Raw genomic sequence first — 24,752 nt, forward strand, 5'->3', positions numbered from 1 at the left:
CTTTAATTTTCTATTCTAATTTTTAAAATTGCTTTTTCTAGACCCGCTGCATCCAATGATTCCAATTGGGGAATCTCGATAATCTTGCTTCCTGCTGGTTTGTTTTTGATCAAAATTCTTTTGCTTGCTTCCTTGAATTCCCCATTCAGCACGATATAATCTACTGCTATCCCCCGCTCATTTAAACTGTGAAAGGACAGCAAACTATGGTTGATGCTTCCTAAATAGTCTGAACAGACCAAGATCACTGGTAAGTCCAGATACGCTACAAGGTCAAGGATAAAATGCTGATCGTTTATAGGTACAAACATCCCTCCCGCACCTTCCACGATGAGGTTTCCGCTAGTTTCAGGAAGCTGGAAATCTTGGAGTTTGATCTCCACTCCATCAACTTCCGCGGCATAATGCGGGGAAGCAGCGGTATTTAATTTAAATCGCTCTGGATGAACTATTAGCTCAGCTCCTACTAATGTTCTGAGCATTTGGCTATCACTGCTTTCGAGATCTCCAGACTGAATCGGCTTCCAGTATTCCGCATTCCAAAGTTTTACCAAGACCGCGGACACAATGGTTTTCCCTACAGAGGTTCCAATGCCTGTTACAAAGTATTTCTTATTCATTATTTACTTCCTTTAGACAGTTTTTCAATAATTCTATTTCTTCTCTTGAGTTGAAGGCATGCATCGAAATGCGCAACATCTCCTCGCCTTTTGGCACTGTAGGATACTTGATTGCATAGCCCAAGATCCCTTGTTTTTCCAACAGACCAGTTGCCCTATCCAAATCTCTCGGCTCTGAGAATCTAACCGGTATGATAGGACTTCTAAATGGAATAGAATCGGACTCCTTAACATGATCGCATTGTTTAATATTTTCTTTCAGAACGCTAATTAACAGCATGTTATCACTTAAAAATTCATAGGACGCCCTAATACTTAAGGCGTGGAAATCAGGGAGTCCAGTACTATAGATAAACGTTGAAGAATAGTTGACCAGATAATCAATAAGGCATTTAGATCCCAAAACAGATGCACCTGATAAGCCCATCGCTTTGCTGTAAGTGATTACAGTTGCAAAAACCAGATCCTGCAGATTATAATGATCAACAAGCCCCAATCCACATGTACCAATAGCATGAGCTTCATCCACTATCAAGGCTGCAGCATATTGCTTGCAGAGGGCTGCTATCTCTTGGATTGGCGCAAAATCCCCATCCATGGAATAAAGACTTTCTATTCCCACCCAGATTCTTCCTTTAGCCTTCTTCAGTAAATCCTCAAGTTGTGCAAGGTCGTTATGCCGAAACTTCCAGCGAACCGCCGCTGAAAGCCTACATCCATCATAAACAGATCGATGGACCTTTTGATCTAAGATGATGGTATCCCCTTTCTTTGGCAATGTCGAGAACAAGGATAAGTTTGCACTATAGCCTGAGGGAAATAATAGGGCTGATTCAAAACCATGCTGACTTGCGACAGAATGCTCTATCTCAATGTGTAAGTCTGAATTTCCTGAAATTAACCTGGAACCTGTCGCTCCCATTATGGAATCTGGGTACTGCAGTAAAATATCATGTAACCTAGATCTAAATCCTTCACTCCTTGCAAAACCTAGGTAGTCATTGGAAAAGAAGTCAACACCTTGTTTTTGTTTCTTCAATTGCCTGTACCGACCTTCTAGCTTTCTATTCTGGAGTTCAAGTAGTAATCCATCAATTATTGACATCACAATTCTCAACTTCCTTCGACAGCTCAGCTATCCAATCCTGAAACAAGTCTGCCTCGATCTGTAAGACTTTCTGGGCATGTCTCTCCCATTCTGCATCAAAACCTTTCAACTGGCTGATCATCTCTTCGAGATGACCTTCTTCCTCCAGGATAATGGATTTCACCATAACTTTTGAACCTGCTTCACTGAGCACATCTTGATAGATCGGATACAATTCATCCGCCCTAACCTCGATGGCATAGGTCACAAATAAATAGGCTGCATAGCGTAAATCCTGACCAGATAAGCTAAACTGTTCTTTTAGATATCGACTGGCTTTAAGGTCCAAACGATGTAAATATTGAATGGAAGATTTACCTCCTAACAATGAATCTTCCTTATAATACTCAAAACCAGACACAGCTAGCTTACCAATTTGCTTCTTGAGATAATAAGCATGTCTATGTTCTTCGGCAGCATGCTTCAATTGGATAAGATCGGTACGCACAGGGTCTTCGCATGCCGAGATCTTTCTGGCACCAGCATTTTCCATAAAAGAAAGGGTATTCAGCCATTTGGCGTGAACCGTGTCATCCGCCACTATTTGATTCAGGATTGCTTTCATATTTTTCTAATTGGCCCAAAAGTACTACCTTGCCGGATGGTTCAAAGGTGCCAGTTTAAAGAATATGATTAGTCCGGTTAGTATACCCTTTAAAAGTTTTATCCATATAGAAAGGAATTCCGCTACCCCCATTTACTTACAGGTGGCAAATCAATTTATCCAAGCCATAGCACAGGGTAAGCTTAAGCCGGGAACTAAATTATTAGGGACAAGGGCATTGGGGGATTTATTAGAAGTGCACCGAAACACGATTACTGCGGTTTACGAGGAACTCTTCGGACAAGGTTGGGTAGAAATCCATCCCAATAAAGGAACCTACGTCGCCTCACAACTTCCACTACAGGAACAGCAAGACCTTTCAAGCTTCCAATATCCAAAGGAAACTGGCTATACCTTCAAAAAATCCATTCTCTTGGACAGTCCTTTCGAACACACAAACTGCGACTATATATTCAATGATGGCAGTCCCGATATCCGATTGACACAATTTGAAGATCTCTCTAGGTTCTATAGCTCCAACATGAAACGCAAGAGCAACCGGTCAAAGATGGGTTATTACAATCAGGAAGGGAGCGAATATTTTAAGGAACAGATGCTCGATTACCTGCAGAGCAGCCGCGCCTTGAAAATCAATAAGAACAATCTCCTTATCAGCAGGAGTATTGAGATGAGCCTTTATATCATCTCGGAAATCTTGCTCACAGAGGATGATACCGTGCTGGTCGCTGAACTGAGCTACTTCGCTGCGAATATGATCTTTCAGAAGTCTGGCAGCAAAATCATCTCTATCCCATTGGAGGATGATGGTATCGACGTGGAGGCACTTGAAAGGATCTGTCAAAAGCAGACCATAAGGATGCTTTACCTCACAGCTCAGCAACACTACCCAACCACTGCTAGTTTAAGTGCCCATAAGAGAATGAAAATCCTGCAGCTGGCAAATCAATATGGCTTCATCATCGTTGAAGATGACCATGATTATGACTTCCAATTCGACAAGCAACCACTTCTACCCCTTGCCACTTCAGACCAGAACGGAATGCTGATCTATGTTGGTTCCTTTGGAAAATCCTTGGCTCCCGGCTTCCGAACAAGCTTTATCGTTGCCCCTGAAAACCTAATGGTTGAAATGAGAAAACATCTCGGGATCATTGACAGGCAGGGAGATATCTTAATGGAACAAGCTTTGGGAGAGATGATCGAGGAAGGTGCGATACACAGGCATCTCAAAAAATCGCTGAAGGTTTACAAAGAAAGAAGGGACTACATGGCCTTTCTACTTGAAAAAGAATTAGGTGACCTGCTGGAATTTAATATCCCCAATGGCGGCCTTGCATTTTGGTTGAAATGGAAAAAGCCAATCAATCTGCTCAAGCTCAGTCAGCAAGCGGCCAAGAACAACCTATTTATTCCGAAAACCTTGCTTTACCAACAAAAGGACCTTCAGGCAATGCGTATTGGATTTGGCAATCTAAACCTAGAAGAAATGGAAAAAGCCATCCAAATCTTAAGATCTAGCCTATCTGAAATCTAATGTTTAGTCTGCAAATATTGTTCTGCTTTCTTTGGGTTGAACGTCTCTAAAATGGACATACATGCGTTTATATTTCACCATCTCCCTAGAGTCCGCCAAATAATTCATCTTCGTATCCCTAAAGACCAACTGGGCGGCCTTTTTTTCCATTTTTGTTGCAAAATCAAGGAATTCTCGGAAAAGCATCCGACGTTCATGGGTAGTGAAATTACTCTGTTGGCAAACTTTTAGGATCAGCTCATCATCAAAATGTAGAGAAATTTTCGTGCCTTGGGAATTTAAAAGATAAAATATGGGTCTGGGACTATTATTTGGAAATAAGCCAAACCCTATAACACCATTATCAGTGTTGAATACATAAGCATAAAAGTGGATAGTGCCTATCAATGCCGAATCGACCAGTATGTTTTTAGTAACCATAGCTTCATAATTTATGTGTTAGTGAATAATAGATGATTAAAGATCTATCAGGAAAACCCTTAATTATCCATTTATTGGTTAATTTACTCTTTCTCAAGTCAATGGCAGTGGAGATATAGATTATCTTTTTATTAATTCTTTGAAAATCTAACTCTTAATGCTTATTATCAATACTTATTGGCAGCAGCTTATGCTACCAATTTCCTACAGGCTTCAGCACAAGACCTACAGGCTTCGGCACATTCACGACAGTGTTCCATTCCATGAGCAGCATGTTTTTCACACTCTTCCGCACAGGCTTCACATAGATCCAAACAAATCTTAACTAACTCCAACTTAGGTTTACTGTCCATAATCAACAGTTTATAGGTAGACTCACAGATCTCTGCACATTCCAGATCCGTTTGAATGCACTTGCGCATCATTTCCAGTTTCTCCTCTCTTAAACATGCTTGCGCACATTTTAAACAAGCAACCACACATTGCTGACACGCCTCTATACAATTCTTTACCAATTGATCTTGTTCCATTTGCTTCTCCCTTTTATTGCTAATAATAAAACTGAGCTCAATAGCTTTAGCATTGATACCCATTAAGTTAACACTTTCACAATACATTCGTTCAAATTAAATTCATTTATATAAGTTAATTTTTGATTTGTATTAAATAAATTACAATTACTGATAATCTTTTTCTTATAAAAAACGAATCTATTGAAACTATTTTCTGAAACCTCATTATCAGTTTTATCAACGATTAATTTTAGCCAAAAACCGTAAATGTAGTATTTTTAATTTTGTAGAAAACCCTCTACTCCAGTATTTTAAAATAAATAGAACCGAATTTTATAATCCTAAAAATACAAGCTACATTTATCCAGAATTTGCAACTGTGCTCAGAAAAATTGAACGTTTTGCAATTCAAACCTAATTTGAAAATCATGAACAATTACAAATCTTCTTTCAGTCACTTATTGGCAATACTCTTTCTATTGTCCTTTTCCTTCAAGTCCATTGCACAGGGACTACCTCAAAAAGACCTAGACCAGCTAGTAGAAAAAACCATGAAGAGCTTCAATGTTCCGGGAATAGCATTAGGGATTATAAAAGATGGAAAAACCATCCACCTAAAAGGATATGGAGAAAGATCCATAAACAGTAAAAAACCTGTTGACAATCAAACTGCCTTTGCAATCGCCTCAAATAGCAAAGCCTTTACGGCATTTGCCTTGGGCATGCTTATGGATGAGGGAAAACTAACCTGGGATAGCAAAGTCACCGATTTTATTCCAGAATTCAAGATGCATGACCCTTATGTCACTTCAGAATTTACCGTTAGGGACCTATTGACCCACCGTTCAGGATTAGGTCTCGGTGCTGGTGATCTAATGTTTTGGCCAGATTCTGCAAACTTCAATACTGAAGAAGTGATCCATAACCTGAGGTACCTTAAACCGGCATCCAGCTTCAGAACAAAATTCGATTATGACAACCTACTTTATATCGTCGCTGGCGAGGTCTTGAAAAGAGCTTCGGGAATGAGCTGGGAAGACTTTATAGAGAAAAGGATCATGGCACCTCTTGGCATGACGAATAGTGCTGCCTCCCTGAGCCGGATGAAGTCAAAAAACAATGTAATCGATGCCCACGTCCCTATAGATGGCAAATTGATTACCATTGCCAGGTACTTAAGCGAAACAACCAATGCAGCGGGCGGAATAAACAGCAGCATAGAGGATATGAGCAAATGGGCAACCATGCTTTTGAACAAAGGAAAATATGGAAACAACCTGGAAAAGCAACTCATTTCCGAAAGACGGCTTGCACAGATCATGACCCTACAGACCGTTATCGGAGGTTCAGGCCCCTATAATGCTCACTTCACAGGATATGGTTTAGGCTTCTTTCTCAGTGATCAGAATGGATACTTTGTTGCCGAACATACCGGTGGCTTAGGTGGCATGGTTACTCAAATGACCTTGATTCCTGAACTGAAGCTCGGCATTATCGTGCTGACCAACCAACAGTCCGGCTATGCTTTTACCACGATTACCAATCAGATCAAAGATTCCTATTTTGGTATAAAAGGAACCGACCGCCTGACAGAACTTAAAGCTAGGGAATCCAAAAACGAAAGCGAAGGCGACAAAGTTACCAATGAGGTCTGGGCCAAAATCAAAGCTCAGGACCAAAAAATAGACTTCTCTCCTTTTCTTGGTAAATATAAAGACGCATGGTTCGGAGAAATCGAAATCAGTAACCGTAATGGTCAACTATATTTTACATCAGCAAGATCTCCACAGCTGCAGGGCAAAATATATTATTACCAAGGGAACACCTTCGTTGCCGCTTGGAATGACCGCAGCATGAATGCAGACTCTTATGTTATGTTCAACCTGGATGAAAATGCCAAGGCAGAAAGCATAAAAATGAAAGCCGTTTCTCCATTAACAGACTTTTCTTTTGACTTCCATGACTTAGATTTAAAAAGAATAGATTGATTTTCGAAGCATAATTAATGCAGCAAAAGGAGATTTTCATCCTGCAAATAAAAATATCTCATTAGAAATGAGCTTTTTCACTGTTTAAACCAATGATTAGCGTAAAAACATTTGGAGTATATATAGATTAATCCTACTTTTGTATCACAAAAACACGGTAGGTATAGCTCAGTTGGTTAGAGCACTAGATTGTGGTTCTAGGGGTCGTGGGTTCGAGCCCCATTACTTACCCGGTTAAAGGAGGTCCAAAAGGCCTCCTTTTTTTGTATCTAAAATTCCCTTTAACATTCTCCTGATTAAAAAAAATCCTAAACAAAAAACGGATTGAAATCTATCAACCCGTTTTACTCTCCTAATTTAATTTATACTGATCTAACATCTCATGTACCTCCTCTTTGCTATTGAACATCAAAGCATCCAGAATGGATAGTCCTGGCTCAAACACCCGCCCTCCTTGTTGATAATCCCGGAGCTTTATTTCATGAAAGAAGATATCTATATCCGACTGAATATATTTTTCCCGGTTATAAAAACTCATGCCGCCTATTGGATTAACATAAGTAACTTTCTGACCTATCGACTTACAGATATTTAATGCCCACTCGTCAGAGTCCTTCGGTTGCTCGATCATCAATTCCATCTCTGAAAAGGCAACAATCTCCCTTGGCATATCCAGATAGTTACATATTTCAGTCAGCACATGCCTGTTCAGGGAAGTGATATCATCAAAGTCCTTGGACAAGGTTTCTTTCACAAAATCAAGGGTCGGTTTATAGTAAGGAGCAATCTTTTTATAGATGGCCATTTGCGAAAACATTTTATCCTTCCAGGGCAGACTGTTGTCCAATACACATTCCTTGATCAAGGAAGCTCTTCCGTTTGGTTTTTTCACAGGAACCTGTATATACAGCCATCCATCACCCTGTTTCAAAATACGGTTCCGTTCAATCCAACCTCGTTGAATGTATTGTACGGTATCCAATAAAATAAATCGATCCGTATGTTTCAATAGGCTGATATACCCTAAATACGGAAAGAAATAAGGCTGAATTATTCCGATCTTTTTTCTAAGCATTATTATTTAATAATTAGTTTGGTTATAGTGCATAGCTATCCCTATAAGCAGCCTTTTAATCAGGTTCATCATTTAGGTATAGAAAATATTATTATTCGGCATTGCTTCCGGATAGATTCAATTCATAGCATCACAGCCTGAAAAAGTAAAACAGCGCGTTACTCCTTCAGCAGCCTTATTAAATCTATCTAAATTGATTATTGAGCCACAAAACCAGATCGATTGAGACTTCTTAATCACTAACTAGTTCAAAGTTAAAATGAACATTTGGTCCATTTTTACGGCTTTCCATAATTGGAGAAAAAAATATAAAGATGCTTCTTTGGATCCCAATTAAAACGGAGATTCTCCAATTAATTCGTAAATTGTATAATCGCTAAACCTATCATGAAAAAACTAAGCAGTACATTCTTTGTATTCCTATTCTTTACGTTAGCAGCTTATTCCCAAACTGCTCCAACCGAAATACAATTTGTCCGTCAAGGAGTAAAGCGCATTATCTTTGACCAGGACCAATCTATCCCATTGGCCAGTCTTAATCCGGAAAAGATTATTGGATTAAATGTAATGCACCCCATACATCAATATGGCAAGGATTCAGCTAAGATTAATATTGAAAAAGGACTATTGAATATTACAGCAAATACTGAATCTGAATCAACCATTTGGTTGGCAGGATTTAATCCTTTTGCCACCTATATTATGGACTTAGGCGATATCACTGGAGAAGGGAAACTGGGCTTTCAATTTGCCGATCCGAATAAGAAGGAAATTGTCCGACTCTCCATTTCTTATGCAGCAGGACTTATTGCTGACATCGAATTTGACCATCAAAAACCAGCAGAGCACATTAATTTCAATCAATCCATTTATATTCCAGAGAAAAAAGATATTCCTTTAAAAGGCAAGCTCATATTACAGATGCTTGGCAGTGGATTGACCCTTTACCTTCAAAATGAGGGTTTACCTACTGTCCTTGCCCAAAAGGATTTTGCAGAATACACAGACCTTCGGGAAATTGAAAAAATCCGAAAATTCCAAACCTCATTATATGCCCAGCAGCAAAAAGGGACCATAGCAATAAAATCAGTGGACATCCAATTAAATGCAGGAATGGGTCTTGCGGATATCCGCGCATTGACCTACGAAACTGGCGAACCCATAATGGATCAAGGTCGTCTATGGTTTAGCATGAGCGTGCGAGGAAGGGCATTGCCGCATCACCTCCAAGGAATCTTTAGCATGGATCCTTCTGTATTTGACATCAAGTTTGAAGGCATTGTGGTATTTGATCGTGGGGACGGGTTATGGCGAAACGAGGTCGCCTCTCATATCTTCTTTGACCGTAGGGACTCCATTTGGAGAGGGATCACAACCGGGTTTAGTGCCTATGCCAATAAAAATGAGAAGAAACAATTACTTGCGGTTGAGTCAAAACAAGACCCAAGATTTGGTTTCTCCATTATGAAAGCTAAACCAATGGGCCAGGTCGGAGATATTGAAGATCCGCACATAATATTTGACAAGGACGCCAATAAATGGCGCATATTGACCTGTGAAAATAGCGATGGATATAAAGCCATCATATTGGAATCCGATGATTGGGACAAGGGCTACAAAAAAATTGCCGGTCCTGTACAGCACAATTCTACTGGAACCTCTATCCAAAGAATCAACGGTAAACTTTACTGCTTTTCGGGCAGCTCCGAAAAAGAAGTCTTTATCTATTCCTATCCTGACCTTAAAGAATTGGGCCACTTAACCATGGACCTTCCACCATGGGACGAAACGAGCAACAGTAGGGTTTGGCCAAATGTTATTCAACTACCCGAAGGATATCCAACAAAATATATCGCCTTGATGATGGACCGATTTAATTACCCTGGTTTGAAAGGTCCAAACTGGACCTATGGAGCATTATATCTCTACCATGGCTACGAAAAAATAAGGACGAGCCCTTAATTCTTCAACTTCGGCATTGCCCCCATTTCAAGTTTCAATGTACCGCCCTTCAGGAGGTCCGCATGGCTGATCTGCATCTTTTCCAAAGGTTTTCCATTTAAGCTTGCAGACTGTATATAGATTTTTTCTTTAGAATTACCGGTCGCTACAATATTGAACTGCTTCCCATTGTCAAGCTTGAAAGTAATTTCCTCAAAAACTGGACTTGTGAATTCATAGACCGGATCTCCAGGAGCAATAGGATGAATACCTGAAGCCGCAAGGACATACCAAGCCGACATTTGACCTACATCCTCATTACCTGTCAAGCCTTCCACCTCATTTTTATAGGCATGCTCACAGATGTAACGAGTCCATTTTTGAGTCAGCTCCGGCGCTCCTAACCTATTGAACAGAAAGGGAACATGATGAACTGGTTCGTTGGCATGGTTATAATACTTATTCCACAAGAAATCCTTCGGGGTATTTTCAAAGAATGCAGTCAAATCCGCCAATACCTTTTTCCGGCCACCCATTAACTCCACCATACCTTCAACATCATGCGGTACAAACCAACCTTGCTGATATGAATTCGCTTCAATACTGCCGTACCATTCCTTCATGCGGCCTTCCTCTGGCCATTTCTCCCACGACCCATCCTGATGTTTGGGCCTAAACCAATCCTTTCTAGAATCAAATATATTCCTATAGAACTGGCCACGTTTCATATATTTCTCATAAATATCCTTTTTGCCCATATTTTTGGCCATTTGGGCAATGCACCAATCCGTATACGCATATTCCAAAGTTTCAGAAATGCTAAAGCCTGATTCAACCGGAACATACCCTAGGTCAGAATTCCCAAACTTTTCCGAAGTTTTGATCATCAGGTCCAAAGCTTCCTCTTGGTTAAATCCACGGATTCCCTTTGCATAGGCATCCGCAATCACCGACAGAGCCGGATTGCCGATCATACAACCACTATAAGCATTGAAAAACTCCCAACGCTCTAAATAATTCTTATTGCTTTGCTGAGCTAGGCTGATCAAGGAATTTATCTCTTCATTGACCATCTTTGGATTGATAATCGTCTGCAATGGAAATTGACTCCTGAAAACATCCCAGCCACTAAAGATGGTCCTTTTGGTAAAACCTTCCGATTCATGCACCTTTCCATTTGGCCTTGGATATCGCCCATCGACATCCGTAATGTTCCTTGGATCAATCATGGTATGATAAAGTGCCGTATAGAATATTGATTTTTCATCTTCCGTCCCACCTTTTACATCTATTTTACCTAAAGCATCATCCCAGGCCTTTTGGGCCATCTCCTGCATGGTCCTAAAGTTCTTCCCTTTCACATCGGCAAAGAAATTATTTTCAGCTCCTTCCATATCTGTGAAAGAAATCCCCACCTTCAGCAATACCTGTTCTTGATCTCTTGTAGGAAACTCCAGATAAAACCCAACATGGTCGGCCTCAACAGCAGAAGCTCCAGGAATGACCTTTGCCCGTTCCAGCATACGCTGATAATCAAGGCTCGCAACATCCTTGTTTTTCCGCTCCTGTCCATCGGGCACATCCTGTGCCCAGATTCCATAATTTAACAAGGGTTTGCTAAATTCCGCATAAAAGTAAACTGTATAATCGGGATGCCCATCTCCATCGCCCCAACCTCCTCCAGTTGAATCACATTTAATCCAACCCTTGATGGTATTGCCATCTACAACCTCCACAGACTGTCGGGTAGAAGTTCCACCGACCCTTCTCGCCAAATCAATTTGAATCCTCGAGGTATCATTTTCAGGAAAAGTAAACCGAAGCATACCGCCATAGGGAGATGCTGTAGCTTCCGCCTTAATCTGATAGCGGTCTAAGTACACCGAATAATAACCTGCCTTAGCAGTTTCTGAGTTCTTATCATACGTAGATCTATAGCCTTGGAGCTCACCTGAACCTTCCTTCCCAGCAATTACATGTAATGGACCCGTACTGGGCATCACTAAAAAATTCCCCAAATCTCCATACCACCCTACTCCACTCATCTGTGTAAAGGCAAAACCTTCAATGGTTTTATGCTCATAGCTATATCCAGAGCCATTATCACCCCCTGTAATGGTATTGGGACTGACCTGTGTCATACCAAATGGAGTGGCAGCACCTGGAAAAGTTTTTCCAAGTCCATGGTAGGAACTTGCCGTGTTGGTGCTTGCCCCAATAAATGGATTCACATATCTTGAAGCACCAACGGGAGATTGCGCCTCAACAGTAATGGCCAAGCTTACAAAAAATACGGAAACTAAGGATTTTAAAAACATGTATTTATCTAAATAATGATTCAATTGTTATTTCACCTGCCCAAGCATCTTGCCTAATTGCAGGGCTGTTCGAAGAAGGTTCTTTTCTGTATGCTTTATGGACATCTCCAATTCCTCTGGTTGATTTCCAATAGGCAGCAACATCAGGAAATAATCCTGCAGTTCTTTTGGAATCTTCAAGGGGATTTTTCCGGCCAATCCAATACAAGGAATTTGTCTTTCCTTGGCTTTGGCAGCCACTACTACCGGCGCTTTCCCTTCTAATGATTGACTATCTATGCTCCCTTCCCCAGTGATCAGTAAATCTACTTGTGCCAAAGCTGCATCAAAACCTGTTATCTCACAGAAATAGGATGCTCCTTTTTTTAGATCAGCATTCAAGAATACGGAAAATGCAGCTGCAAGCCCTCCAGCAGCACCTCCTCCCTTCATACCGTTCAATGATTTTTGAACCGTTTTTTTTGTCAATCGGTCAAAGCTTTTCAAAAACTCCTCCAATTTTTCGATATCTTCTTCACTTGCTCCCTTTTGCGGACCAAAAACCCTTGCCGCCCCATTTATTCCCAACAATTTATTCTCAACATCACAAAGAACAGTAAACTCACAACCTAAGATCCTTTCCTTGAATTTCGAAATGTCCATAGAATCCACCTTTTCAAAATCATTTGGTAAGGGCTCTATCACTGCACCTTTTTTATCCCGAAACTCTAGACCCATCGCTTGCAGCATACCTATTCCAGCATCAACGGTAACTGAACCGCCCAAACAGATCACAAAATCCCTGATACCTGAATCAATCAATGCTGAAATCAATTGCCCTAATCCTTTGCTACTTGATTTCAATGGACTTTTAAGTTTGTTCTGGATTGATTTAAATCCTGAGGTCTCTGCCACCTCAATAACAGCGCATTTGCCAGAATCAATCAAACCATAACTAGCTTTTGTTTTCTTTAGGTAAGCACCAGCAACCTTCATGCTCTTTATTTCTCCATTCAACTGCTTACAGATGAGAATAGAGCTATAGTCACCGCCATCTCCAATAGGAAATTTGGAAATATTAGCCTGGATTCCACTGGATTTCAAACCTTTTTCAATTGCATCCGCGACCTTATCAGCCTTTAGGCTATTTTTGAAACTATTGGGTGATATTAAAATGTTGAGCATTAAGAATAGACTTCTGGATTTAAACAAGTTTTCAATTTTTCTCCTTCGACAAAGGCAACAATATTCTCTGCCGCAATTCTCGCCATTCCTCCTCTAGCCTCAATGGTTGCTGAACCTATATGTGGTAATACACAGACCCGTTCATGTATTAAAAGTGGATTATCAGGCAACATCGGTTCAGGATCCGTCACATCCAAGCCTGCACCCCAAACTTTGCCCGCATTTAGCGCTTCATCCAAATCCTTTTCATTGATAAAGCCACCCCTTGCCGTATTTACAATAATCGAAGTATCCTTCATCTGCTCAAATACCTCTTTATTAAACAAACCTCGGTATTCAGGAGCATAATTGGCATGTATAGATAATACATCAGATTGCGCTAGGAGTTCTTCAAAACTCACATACTTTGCTCCCAACTTCTCTTCCAATTCTTCATTTCTATTCCTGTTATGGTATATGATCGGCATTTCATAAGCTGCTTTGCATTTTATGGCCATCTCATATCCTATCCTTCCCAATCCAAATACACCTAAGGTCTTACCATAAAGCTCTTGGCCTAAATTTGCAATCGGATTGAAATACTTAAATCGAACTCCTACACGTACTTGATTGCTATGGAAGGATGCCAATCGAGAAACCATTAACATCAACATAAAGGAAATATCAGATGTGGCTTTACTCAGAACATCTGGAGTATTGGAAACCGGTATCCTTCTCCGGGTAGCCTCTTCTAAATCTACTTGATCATAGCCGACCGAGAATAGCGATACAGCCTTCACCGAAGGGCAGAGGTCAAAAAACTTCGCATCAATCTTATAGGCTCCAATATTGAGGATCGCATCACATTGTTGACAATACGAAATCCACTCATCATAGGATATTTCTGGATTTTCAGGCATTATTAGATCGATATCAGGTCTAGCCAGCATTTTCATGCCGACTTCAGGGATAAGTTTATTTATGAAGATCTTCATGTTGATTAGGTTTTTTGTGCAATAAGTTTAATATACTAAAAATGTATCGTTTTTAGGTAGACTGGCTATACTTCAATCTTAATATCACCTCTATTGGTAATATTAAGCATAGAGATTCTACCAAATGGTTAACACCAAAAATCAGCGGTTGTTGTTGGTGAAAAATGAAAATTACGATACTGTAAAACAAAATCTTTTGAATGGGAAAAAACCTACCATTGCTACAATTGTTGCTTATCGTACCTCATATCATGCATTGCACTTTCAATGTCATGATCCATCAACATATTGCCCAATTATTAAGTTTATATTAACTTTCTGAACCATGACAAATTGAAGCAAATCTATTGCTAGATTTATACTAGTAATCAGATAGATAGATAAATATCATGACACATAAGATTCAAGAATTAAGCGAAGCCGAATTATTGAGACGGTTGAGCAGATTGAAGACCTTAACCTCAATTCATGTTATTGCACTAGGTCTTTATTGGGTTTCTTCACTTGCATTAGGCATAGTCGTAGAACATATGTATGTCTGGCTCTTCAGCATCATATCCTTCCCTATCCTGATTTTGAACGTGAAAGCAATCAACGAAATAAAAGAAGAATTTCAAATCAGAAAAACCATGGTTTAGATATGATTTGTTAAAGCTATAAAAATAGATTTCGAGCCGATACGTATTAATAATTTAGTATTGTTTTTAATTGAAAGAAGGTCAATGTCAACTTGACCTTCTTTTTATATGACCTCCTAATGCTATTTAGAGCAGGATTCATCTGCTATTGTAACGAAATGTTTAATTATTGTTACAATCAAAAACAAAAAATCGCCCTTTATTGAATCTCAATACAGATTCACTTGTTAAGAAAAGTTAAGACTTTAAATTTCCCTTGCAATTCTTATAGATTTGCTTCCATGATTAAACATATGTATTTAAAATTATCAGCCGTTATATTAGGATTAAGCATTTCAGGAAATGCATTAGCACAAGAATCAGATTCAGTAGTATATAAAGAGAACAAAGAAAAGGCAATCAAATTTGCTGTCAACAAAAACATCAATGCAGCATTGCCCCTTCTCACTTCATGTTACCAAAAGAACATGGAAGATAAAGAGGTTCAAACCATGATCTCTGCGTCATTGATCAGTATTGCATCTGATCAGAACAACTTACAAGGTTCTTTGGATAGTATTGATTCATGGACTGCCAAGTTTCCTTTCCTACAAAATGACAAACAAGTCCGTAAGCTATATACGATCAATGCTAATCAATTAGCATTCCTTAGCTTCCAAGAAGAGAATATCGAAAAATCCCTGGCCTACCATGATCTGGTAATTGAAGAATTATCAAAAAATCAGGACCTAGGACTGAAAGACAATAAAGATCTAATTTCATTTGCCGTTAGCCTCGCAGCGGACCAACTTGAAAAGAAAGAATTCAGGATTGCCAGAAAGATCGCCAGCGAAAGCTTAGCCTATTTCAACGATCCAGAACTCAAAAAGATGTTAAAATACATGGATGATAAAAACTTGGGACTTAATTAAGTCCCATTTTTTTTGAGCGTATTTATCCGCTATAATACGTTTTCAGTTTAATTATAGCAGACAATGATAGTAGGATTTGGTTTTTTATGTCATACGGAGGTTTATCCGAAGTATCTCGGAACTTGACAGACAATCAAAAACAAAAAATTAAGTTAAGTTTTATTTGCCATACTGAGGTTCATCCGAAGTATCTCGGAACTTGACAGGCAATCAAAATCAAAAAATTAAGTTAGGTTTTTTTGTCATACTGAGGTGCATCCGAAGTATCTCGGAACTTGACAGACAATCAAAATCAAAAAATTAAGTTAGGTTTTTTTGTCATACTGAGGTGCATCCGAAGTATCTCGGAACTTGACAGACAATTAAAATCAAAAACATTTTTTTTCCTTGCGTTCAGTTCCTTTACCTTCGGTAAAGGATGACACGATCTTTAGGAGGAGAACCATACAGATTCCTCACTATCTGTTCAGACTCAAAATGCGCTAAAGAGGGATTCAGAGTGAAACGAAGAATCTATTGTTGTTTTTTTGGAAATTTTGGTCATCGTAAGATGAGGAAACTATTTCAAATGATTGTGGTTAGTTCCGAGACCCTTCGGGGAAACCCTCAGGGTGACACAAAAAAGGGTATGGAAAAAGATTCCACCCACGCTAGGGGTTTTTATTAGCTGATCTAAACGAATTTAAGAAATAATCACCCTAAAGGATAATATTGATATTAAGATTGCATCCAGCGGGCGAATTCAATTCGCCCATACAACACCTGCTACCTTTTTAGCGAAAAGATAGTTCATTCCTTGATCTTGGTCCATCCTCTAATCCCTTCCATCCTGGTTCATCCCATGATCTTGGTCCATCCTCGCATCCCTTCCATCCTGGTTCATCCCTTGATCTTGGTCCATCCTCGCATCCCTTCCATCCTGGTTCATCCCTTGATCTTGGTCCATCCTCGCATCCCTTCCATCCTGGTTCAAAAAAAAGCAACTCCTTCTGGGGTTGCTTTTTTATCTACATAAATATTTCCTGAAACATGAAATCATCCTCTTGAAACATCAGAAAAGTCTCAAATCTCAAATCTCACATCACATATCTATCCTAAATCAAATCCACGCTTCTTTTTACAAAAGCTGTCAATTCAGCACCAGTCAACAGACCTCTTGACAATAGAGCAAGATCAAATGCCTGTTTGGCTAGCTTTTCACCTTCTTCTTCGGAAGATTCAACAATGCGTTTCACTAATGGATGGTTTCCATTAACCGTTACCTTATAGTTATCAGGCAAGGTACCATAGAATCCCATACCACCACCAGTTTTGGCCATATCTTTCATACGACGCATAAACTCATCGATAGTTACGGCAACTGGGAGATCATTGGCATTCAAGGCATCCACCTCAACCTTCATATCCGGACGAGAGATCGCTTTCTCAAAAATTCCAGTTGCTTTCTTGCTCTCATCTTCAGTCAGAGTCTGTTCGATTTTCTCGTCTTTAGGAATCAATTTATCGATTACATCAGAGTCAACACGTTTCAACTGCACCTTCTCGCCGCCATGTTGCTCCACATAGCCTGCAAAATGCGTATCCAAAGGACCATTGAAATTCAGGACATCATATCCTTTTGCCAAGGCTGCTGCAATGTAGCCATCTTGCTGCGCTTTATCTTGGGTATACAGGTAAATGATGTTGCCATCTTTGTCTACTTGGATATCCTTAACCTTTTCGTAGTACTCCTTGAAGGTATAATATTCATTGTTCACATTCTGAAGCAAGCAGAAATCATTTGCTTTTTCAGCAAATTTCTCATCGCTCAACATACCGTATTTAATGAACAAACTGATATCAGACCATTTTTCCTCAAAACCTTTACGGTCTGATTTAAAGATCTCGTTCAATTTGTCCGCTACCTTTTTGGTGATATAGTTGTTGATCTTCTTCACATTGCTATCCGCCTGTAAGAATGATCTTGAAACGTTCAGAGGAATATCTGGAGAATCAATGACCCCTTGCAATAACATCAGGAATTCTGGAACGATATCTTTTACCTCATCGGTAATGAATACCTGTCTAGAATACAATTGGATCTTATTGCGTTGGATTTCCAATTCGTTCTTGATTTTCGGAAAATATAGTATTCCGGTCAAATTAAATGGATAATCCACGTTTAGGTGAATCCAGAACAAAGGTTCATCCATAGAATGTGGATAAAGTTCATGGTAGAACTTCAAATAATCATCATCAGTCAATTCTGATGGCGATTTTGTCCAAGCTGGATGTGTATTGTTGATAATATTTGGAACCTCTACGGTCTTGTATTTTGGTTTACCTTCTTCATCTTCACCATCAGGTTCAGACTCTGATTTCATTCCAAATTGGATTGGAACCGGCAAGAACTTACAATATTTATTTAATATCTGTTGAATTCTTTGCTTTTGAAGGAATTCCAATGATTCTTCATTGATATGTAAGATTACATCGGTACCACGGGTAGTTCTGCTACCTGCAGAGATCTCATAGGAAGTAGACCCATCACAAACCCAATGTGCAGCCTCCGCTCCTTCTTGGTAAGACAAAGAGTCAATCTCAACCTGATCGGCAACCATGAATGCAGAATAGAAACCAAGACCAAATCGACCAATGATTTCATTGGCATCATTGGCTTCTTTAAATTTCTCCATGAATTCTGTTGCTCCTGAAAAGGCAATCTGGTTGATGTATTTCTTGATTTCTTCAGCCGTCATACCAATTCCGTTATCCGAAATGGTAATGGTCTTGGCATCTTCATCAACTTTCACTTGTACCGTTAGATCGCCCACTTCTCCATTATATTGACCTAATGAAGCTAATCTTTTGATCTTTTGGGAGGCATCGACCGCATTGGATACAAGCTCGCGTAAAAATATTTCGTTATCTGAGTATAAGAACTTCTTAATCACCGGAAATATATTCTCGGTATGAATTGAAATAGTACCTTTCTCTTCTTGCATATGTTTGTTAATTTATTTTTTTAAGATTTATATATTTCAGTAATCAACTTATATTCCAATGTTATTTTTAAGTCAAATTGACAGCTTGTGCTGAAATTTTTACACAATTGGCTATTTTTGACTGAAAAAACAGGTTAATTCTTCAGATGATATTTAAAAAACCAGATTTCCTTAAGTCTCCTTTGGAACATTTCCGCAGCCAATTGGAAAATACCCTACAAGCAAAAGCAGCTGTTTTTCGGGAGAAAAGCGTAAAGAAAAAACTTCCATTCGTCTATTCATTGGTTTTTCACAAAACTGAAGACAGCCCAATGACAACCTTCTCCTATGGTCTTTCATTCGCTAATCATCCAGATCAACACAATAAGGTTGAATTATGCCTGCAGATGGATTCTGAAGATATGACCTGGGCACATGTTGTTGGATACTTAACCAATCAGCTCCGTGGGGACTGCCCTTTCAATAGTGGCGAAATAATCCGACTAGGGCAAAAGGTCAGCCAAGAGTCCGATCTAAACGCCTTTGTGGTGATTCCTGTTCAACATGGTATTCCCCAAAAAGTGAAGGATGGGAGGAAATCAACTGTACAACTGTTAGAATTGCTTCCTATTTATGAACAGGAAGTCTATAATATCCAAAAATTAGGATTGGATAATTTCATCAAGCAACTCGGAAAATCCAAAACAGACCCTAAACGGAAACCATTATAAGGTCTTCCTCTATTTAAATCCTCCTCTACAAGCTTGAATCCAACAAAAAAAAGATTTTTCCCTAACACTGTAGCATATCAGTAAACATTACCGTTTTTTTATTGAACGTTCAAAAATTGAAATCAAAAAAGAATTTACTGAACAAATGAAAAAACATAGTCTTCTATTAGTCATTGCACTAAGTATATTAACATTAAGTAGTTGTCTAAAGGATAATGATGATTATCCAGATTTAAACTACCCTGCTGTTTCCCTTTTTAACTTCTATCCAAAAAGTTCGGGAATACTATACGCAGTCAATGGAAACCTTTTAAATCAGATAGATCCGCGTTACAAAGGTATCTCTATGTTCTTCGCTATCCCGGGAAACAAAAAGATACAGGTTGTAGATCGCTTAAATAATCAACCCATCATTGATACGACTTTCACATTTGCTGATTCAGTGGTATATAGTTGTATGGTCTACGGAACGGAAGAAAAACCTGAATTTATCAGGGTTCCAGATGTAGAATTGAAAAATGCAGGGACTAAAACTGGGGTTAGGTTCTTCCATTTAGCCAACCAAGTAGGCAAAGTAAATTTTAAGGTTGGCAGTCAGGAAATTGTCGGATCGACCAACCGTGTAAAGGAAAACCCTAACACTGTCGCCCAGACACAAATCTTTAGGGAGTCCACTACGGGAAAAACTGCTGTTACCGTTACTGATGAACAAGGAAAGGTAATCGCCAAAATTGATGAAATTAATTTGGAGAACAATAAACATTACAACTTCATGTTAATCGGAACGAAGGACAACAGTGAATTTCCTTTAGAGCTTGTATACAGCTTCTATAACATTACAGATTAACAACTTACAACAAGGCAGCTTTACAATACATCCATAAAAACGGAAAGGCCCAATGATTTGGGCTTTTCTTATTTTTAAGGTTTTGCTATATTTATGGCCTATGAGCCTTGAGAAACCCAAAATAGACGAATCTTTTCGTGTACTTCACGCTAAAGCGCATGAATACATTACGGATCAACAAGAAATTCTTGAAGAACAGCATGCCTTTGGCCAATTCTCCAGCTATACCGTAGATTGGGAAAATAATATCATCAGCTTTTCAAATGAGGACAATTCAAACTTAAATCTAGGGTTTCAGATTGTGGGTAGTCTTGATCCTGAGAAATCGATTTGGACCTGGAGATGGGATAATCCAGAAATCTCTGAAGCTGAAAAGGAAGAATTGGATATCATCAAAAATTATGGTGAATTCTATGATTTTGGATACCTCAGCAACCCAAAACTGGAAATCGACACCCCTATCGCTTGGGCTTTGACCGCAATTTCCGGTTACCTCCGCATTTCCAAAGGAATCTTCAGGATTCAAAAAGACACTGAAGCCCAATTTGTATACTTTAAGGAAGTGTTAGCCTAACACCTTAAAATATATAGGAGTACCCTGACCATTATTAGGGTATTTCATTCATTGTTGAAATTCCTTAATTTCGCACACATTTTTTACTTATAAGAGCTAATGCAATTAACAAAATTAGAGATTAGAGGGTTTAAAAGTTTTGGTGACAAAGTAACAATCAACTTCAATGAAGGGGTAACAGCCATTGTTGGACCTAATGGTTGTGGCAAGTCTAATGTTGTTGATGCAATGCGCTGGGTACTAGGTGAACAGAGCACCAAGAACCTGCGCTCAGACAAAATGGAGAATATCATCTTTAACGGCACCAAAAACCGTAAAGCTGCTAATCTGGCTGAAGTTTCATTGACCTTTGATAATACCAAAAACATATTACCTACCGAGTTTGCAACTGTTACAATCACAAGAAAACTGTTCCGAACCGGTGAAAGTGAATATAGACTTAACGATGTAAAATGTAGATTAAAGGATATTACGGATCTTTTCCTGGATACGGGAATTGGTTCTGATACCTATTCGATCATTGAATTAAAGATGATCGATGAAATCATCGCCAATAAAGACAATTCCAGAAGAAACCTCTTTGAGGAAGCTTCAGGGATATCTAAATACAAAGTCCGCAAAAAACAGACCCTATCGAAACTAAAAGATACCGAATCCGATCTTTCTAGGGTTGATGACCTTTTGTTTGAAATCAACAAGAACTTAAAATCGCTCGAAAACCAAGCAAAAAAGGCGGAGAAATACTTCAAACTCAAGGATGAATATAAGGAAGCAAGCATTGGTTTAGCTTACTATAAACTTGAGGGTTTTCAAACAGATCTTGAAAGAATTACCGATCAGGAAGCCGAGCAACAGGAAAAACTGAGAAATGTGCTTTCCAAAATGGAAAGCAAGGAAAAAACCTTGCAAGAATCTAAAACGGATATCCTTGCCAAAGAACAGAACCTGTCTACCCAACAAAAGGCTACCCAGGAATATATCAATAAGATCAGGTCTTATGAATCTGAGAAAAAGATCAAAAATGCGCAATTGCAACATCTGCAGGAAAAGGAAACCCGTCTTAACAATGACCTGCAGAACGATAAACAGCAATTGAACCATGTGCAATATCAAATAAAGCGACTGAACGAGGAGCTTTTTGAAGAACAGAACAGCTTAGATGTCTTAAAGCAGGACCTAGATACTAATAAAATCGAGGTTGAAGAACTGCGAGCACAACAATCCTCAGCAAAAACGAAGCTGGACGAATTCTCCAAAAATAGCCAGGCTCTACAGAGCCAAATCTATGCTTTGGAAAAGGAATTGGCAGTTTTAGGCATACAAAAGGAAGCTTTGGAACAAGAATCTTTGCGAACCAGTCATGATTCTGAATCAAAAGAACTGGAACTTCAACAGTTCAATCATGCAGTTGCCGAATTAGAAGAACGTGTAGGGATCCAACAAGATCAATTTGATGAGGCCTTACGCACGGAAGAGGAAATCCAAAGGCAGATTGGCCAATACGAAACCAAGCTCAAAGAATCAGCAGATGACCTGAGTAGAAAAGCGCGGTCTGTAGATTCCAAACAGAACGAATATAATTTGACCAAATCATTGGTGGATAACCTGGAAGGTTTTCCAGAGTCCATTAAGTTCCTAAGAAAACATGCTGGCTGGAAGAAAAACCCTCCCTTGTTTTCTGATATCCTATTCTGTAAAGAAGATTACCGCGTGGCAGTCGAAAATTTCTTGGAGCCTATCATGAACCATTATGTGGTAGAGACCAAAGAGGATGCTGTACAGGCCATAAAACTGTTAAGTGATTCTTCAAGAGGAAGAGCTAACTTCTTTGTTTTAGATGCAATTAACGAACAAAAACCAAATAACAGCGCTAAGGAAAACAATAAGGCTCTTATACCGGCAATGGACATCATTAAGGTTGACGAAAAATACCGAAACCTTTGTAATATCCTATTGCAAGATGTGTATTTAATTGACTCGGAAGCTGAAATTGACATCGATGCCAACCTACCAGGTGATAATATGGTCCTTCTTCAAAAAGAGGGAAAATACGCTAAAAACAAATTGGGAATCTCTGGTGGCTCGGTAGGTTTATTTGAAGGAAAACGAATTGGTAGAGCCAAGAATTTGGAAATCCTGGAAAAGGAAATCAAAGATTTGAACGAACAGATTGATATCATACAAGAAACCCAAGAAAACTTGAATGGTCAACTGATCGGATTGAAAGGCAGTTCCCAAAAGGAATTCATCGACGAACAGAGAATACAATTGAATCGCCTGCACAATGAATTGACTACCGTAAAGACAAAACAGGAGCAATATCAAACTTTCATCAATAGCAGCCAGAACAGAAAACAGGATATTGAGACCAAGGTTGCCAATATCATCGCTCAATTAGAGAAATCTGAACCTGAATTGGCTACATTCAAAGAAACGGCGACCGAAAACCAAACGGTATTAAGCCGTCTGGAGGACTCCTACCATGAACTGAACGAGATCCTGAACGAGAAGTCAACCGTTTACAATCAAGAGAATATCAAGTTCCACCAGCAGCAGAACAAGGTTAATACCCTGCAAAGGGATGTAGAATACAGGGAAACGCAACGTGAGAACCTGGAAGAAAGGATTGAAAAATTCACGTTGGAGTTCGAAACGGTAAAAAATGACCTGAAAGAAGCCTTGAGTTTTGTAGACAATAACGATACGGACCTGGGCTCAATGTACGAACAAAAGGAATTGCTTGAAAAAGGTTTGCAAGAAGTTGAAGAAAATTTCTTTAAATCCAGAAAGGTAATCAACGATCTAGAAGATGAAATCAATCAACTTCGCAAATCCAAGGATATTTCTGACGCTTTGATATCTGAGTTGAAGGATAAGAAAACAACATTACAGATTGACTTGAATGCGCTGAAGGAAAGGCTTTCAGTTGAATTCAATATTGAGCTACAAGATTTATTGGAAGCGGAAATCCCAGAGGAAAGATTGGCTATGGCCGATCTAGAGACTTCCTGCAGAAAGCTTAAAAAGCAATTGGATGACTATGGAAGCATCAATCCAATGGCCAAGGAAGCATACGATGAAATGGATGAACGCCATGGTTTTATACAAAAGGAAAAAACAGATCTAATGGAAGCCAAAGCTTCCTTATTGAGCACGATCCAAGAGATTGATCAGTCTGCCAATGATAAATTCATGTACGCCTTTACCACCGTTCGTGAGAACTTCATCAAGGTATTCCGATCCCTGTTCAACGAGGAAGATTCCTGTGATATCGTATTAAGTGACCCAAACAATCCTTTGGAATCCGATATCGATATTGTAGCTCGTCCTAAAGGAAAACGTCCTTTGTCGATCAACCAGCTTTCAGGTGGTGAGAAAACATTGACTTCCACTGCCCTATTGTTCTCTTTATATTTATTGAAACCGGCACCGTTCTGTATTTTCGATGAGGTCGATGCTCCATTGGATGACACCAATATTGATAAGTTCAATAACATCATCCGCGAGTTCTCCAACCAATCCCAATTTATTGTGGTTTCCCATAATAAACGTACGATTGCCAGCACCGATATTATCTACGGTGTAACTATGGTGGAACAAGGTGTATCAAGAGTTGTAGCGGTAGATTTAAGAGACGTCGCCTAAAAGATTAATACCAAAATAAATATGGAATCCCTCTAAGAAAAGAAACTTAGGGGGATTTTTTTATCCTTTATTTTTTTAATCAAGTCCCAGAGCAGGCATTTTTAATTAGCCCTTTCCTTTTACCCATGTTCGAGGCATCTTCGGGAATGCTTCGGGAATACCTTTCTTAAAATATTGAACATTTG

20 protein-coding genes and 1 tRNA gene are annotated in these 24,752 nt (G+C 39.2%); 10 read left to right on the top strand and 11 right to left on the bottom strand.

The genetic code is table 11. From position 1 onward, the window contains the following. Positions 1–2: 2 nt before the first annotated feature. Genes bioD through ACWICE_RS10715 form a run of 3 tightly spaced genes read right to left on the bottom strand, consistent with a single transcriptional unit; the run spans position 3 to position 2,332 of the window. A complete protein-coding gene (gene bioD, locus ACWICE_RS10705) occupies positions 3–620 on the bottom strand; it encodes a dethiobiotin synthase (protein WP_454292050.1) in 618 nt (205 codons plus the stop codon). Further along, positions 613–1,725, bottom strand: a complete 1,113-nt coding sequence (locus tag ACWICE_RS10710) for an aminotransferase class I/II-fold pyridoxal phosphate-dependent enzyme (RefSeq protein WP_454298396.1) — start codon at positions 1,723–1,725, stop codon at positions 613–615. Before ACWICE_RS10710 ends, bioD begins: the two co-directional genes overlap by 8 nt. After that, complete coding sequence (locus ACWICE_RS10715) at positions 1,712–2,332, bottom strand: hypothetical protein (protein ID WP_454298358.1); 621 nt, start codon at positions 2,330–2,332, stop codon at positions 1,712–1,714. The genes ACWICE_RS10710 and ACWICE_RS10715 overlap by 14 nt, the downstream gene beginning before the upstream one ends. A gap of 142 nt (positions 2,333–2,474) precedes the next feature. Here ACWICE_RS10715 and ACWICE_RS10720 point away from each other — a divergent pair, with 142 nt between their 5' ends. Continuing rightward, positions 2,475–3,866 carry an aminotransferase-like domain-containing protein gene (locus ACWICE_RS10720; RefSeq protein WP_454298359.1) on the top strand — a complete coding sequence of 464 codons (1,392 nt, stop codon included), beginning with the start codon at positions 2,475–2,477 and terminating at the stop codon, positions 3,864–3,866. A gap of 3 nt (positions 3,867–3,869) precedes the next feature. On the opposite strand, the gene ACWICE_RS10725 is transcribed toward ACWICE_RS10720, so the two are convergent. Further along, positions 3,870–4,286 carry a hypothetical protein gene (locus ACWICE_RS10725; protein ID WP_185212595.1) on the bottom strand — a complete coding sequence of 139 codons (417 nt, stop codon included), beginning with the start codon at positions 4,284–4,286 and terminating at the stop codon, positions 3,870–3,872. A 188-nt stretch (positions 4,287–4,474) separates the two neighbouring features. Beyond that, complete coding sequence (locus ACWICE_RS10730) at positions 4,475–4,903, bottom strand: four-helix bundle copper-binding protein (RefSeq protein ID WP_454298360.1); 429 nt, start codon at positions 4,901–4,903, stop codon at positions 4,475–4,477. A 323-nt stretch (positions 4,904–5,226) separates the two neighbouring features. Between ACWICE_RS10730 and ACWICE_RS10735 the strand changes: the two genes are divergently transcribed. Both ACWICE_RS10735 and ACWICE_RS10740 read left to right on the top strand, forming a co-directional pair. Further along, positions 5,227–6,786 carry a serine hydrolase gene (locus ACWICE_RS10735; protein WP_454298361.1) on the top strand — a complete coding sequence of 520 codons (1,560 nt, stop codon included), beginning with the start codon at positions 5,227–5,229 and terminating at the stop codon, positions 6,784–6,786. 157 nt (positions 6,787–6,943) lie between these two features. After that, positions 6,944–7,017: transfer RNA gene (locus ACWICE_RS10740), tRNA-His, on the top strand. Positions 7,018–7,138: 121 nt separating this feature from the next. Here ACWICE_RS10740 and ACWICE_RS10745 read toward each other — a convergent pair. Next, a complete protein-coding gene (locus ACWICE_RS10745) occupies positions 7,139–7,861 on the bottom strand; it encodes a WbqC family protein (protein WP_454298362.1) in 723 nt (240 codons plus the stop codon). Between the two features lie 387 nt (positions 7,862–8,248). Between ACWICE_RS10745 and ACWICE_RS10750 the strand changes: the two genes are divergently transcribed. Continuing rightward, positions 8,249–9,823, top strand: coding sequence for a hypothetical protein (locus ACWICE_RS10750; protein WP_454298363.1), 1,575 nt, complete (start codon positions 8,249–8,251; stop codon positions 9,821–9,823). On the opposite strand, the gene ACWICE_RS10755 is transcribed toward ACWICE_RS10750, so the two are convergent. From ACWICE_RS10755 to ACWICE_RS10765, 3 genes are read right to left on the bottom strand one after another with little or no spacing between them, the layout of a single operon-like run. Then, on the bottom strand, positions 9,820–12,120 hold the full coding sequence (locus ACWICE_RS10755) for a GH92 family glycosyl hydrolase (RefSeq protein ID WP_454298364.1): 2,301 nt from the start codon (positions 12,118–12,120) through the stop codon (positions 9,820–9,822). The two genes, ACWICE_RS10750 and ACWICE_RS10755, sit on opposite strands and share 4 nt — an antisense overlap. Positions 12,121–12,147: 27 nt before the next feature. Then, complete coding sequence (locus ACWICE_RS10760) at positions 12,148–13,284, bottom strand: glycerate kinase family protein (protein ID WP_454292041.1); 1,137 nt, start codon at positions 13,282–13,284, stop codon at positions 12,148–12,150. Further along, entirely contained in the window at positions 13,284–14,258 is a 975-nt protein-coding gene (locus tag ACWICE_RS10765) for a 2-hydroxyacid dehydrogenase (RefSeq protein ID WP_454292040.1), read from the bottom strand. Before ACWICE_RS10765 ends, ACWICE_RS10760 begins: the two co-directional genes overlap by 1 nt. A gap of 389 nt (positions 14,259–14,647) precedes the next feature. Between ACWICE_RS10765 and ACWICE_RS10770 the strand changes: the two genes are divergently transcribed. Both ACWICE_RS10770 and ACWICE_RS10775 read left to right on the top strand, forming a co-directional pair. Further along, positions 14,648–14,896, top strand: coding sequence for a hypothetical protein (locus ACWICE_RS10770; protein ID WP_185212602.1), 249 nt, complete (start codon positions 14,648–14,650; stop codon positions 14,894–14,896). A 293-nt stretch (positions 14,897–15,189) separates the two neighbouring features. Next, positions 15,190–15,807 carry a hypothetical protein gene (locus tag ACWICE_RS10775; RefSeq protein ID WP_185212603.1) on the top strand — a complete coding sequence of 206 codons (618 nt, stop codon included), beginning with the start codon at positions 15,190–15,192 and terminating at the stop codon, positions 15,805–15,807. 814 nt (positions 15,808–16,621) lie between these two features. Here ACWICE_RS10775 and ACWICE_RS10780 read toward each other — a convergent pair. Together ACWICE_RS10780 and htpG are read right to left on the bottom strand one after the other, a co-directional pair. After that, on the bottom strand, positions 16,622–16,780 hold the full coding sequence (locus ACWICE_RS10780; protein WP_454298365.1) for a hypothetical protein: 159 nt from the start codon (positions 16,778–16,780) through the stop codon (positions 16,622–16,624). A gap of 121 nt (positions 16,781–16,901) precedes the next feature. Beyond that, complete coding sequence (gene htpG, locus ACWICE_RS10785; RefSeq protein WP_454292038.1) at positions 16,902–18,791, bottom strand: molecular chaperone HtpG; 1,890 nt, start codon at positions 18,789–18,791, stop codon at positions 16,902–16,904. Between the two features lie 146 nt (positions 18,792–18,937). Between htpG and ACWICE_RS10790 the strand changes: the two genes are divergently transcribed. From ACWICE_RS10790 to smc, 4 genes are all read left to right on the top strand, one after another. Further along, positions 18,938–19,501 carry a suppressor of fused domain protein gene (locus ACWICE_RS10790; protein WP_454298366.1) on the top strand — a complete coding sequence of 188 codons (564 nt, stop codon included), beginning with the start codon at positions 18,938–18,940 and terminating at the stop codon, positions 19,499–19,501. A gap of 145 nt (positions 19,502–19,646) precedes the next feature. Then, positions 19,647–20,348: a DUF4397 domain-containing protein gene (locus tag ACWICE_RS10795; protein WP_185212606.1), complete on the top strand. Its 702-nt coding sequence runs from the start codon at positions 19,647–19,649 to the stop codon at positions 20,346–20,348. A gap of 100 nt (positions 20,349–20,448) precedes the next feature. After that, the gene (locus ACWICE_RS10800) at positions 20,449–20,922 is read left to right on the top strand and encodes a DUF6882 domain-containing protein (protein ID WP_454298367.1); all 474 of its coding nucleotides are present in this window, start codon (positions 20,449–20,451) and stop codon (positions 20,920–20,922) included. A gap of 99 nt (positions 20,923–21,021) precedes the next feature. Further along, positions 21,022–24,567, top strand: a complete 3,546-nt coding sequence (gene smc, locus ACWICE_RS10805; RefSeq protein ID WP_454298368.1) for a chromosome segregation protein SMC — start codon at positions 21,022–21,024, stop codon at positions 24,565–24,567. Positions 24,568–24,752 lie beyond the last annotated feature (185 nt).

The sequence above is a fragment of the Sphingobacterium sp. NPDC055346 genome (genome assembly GCF_053645235.1).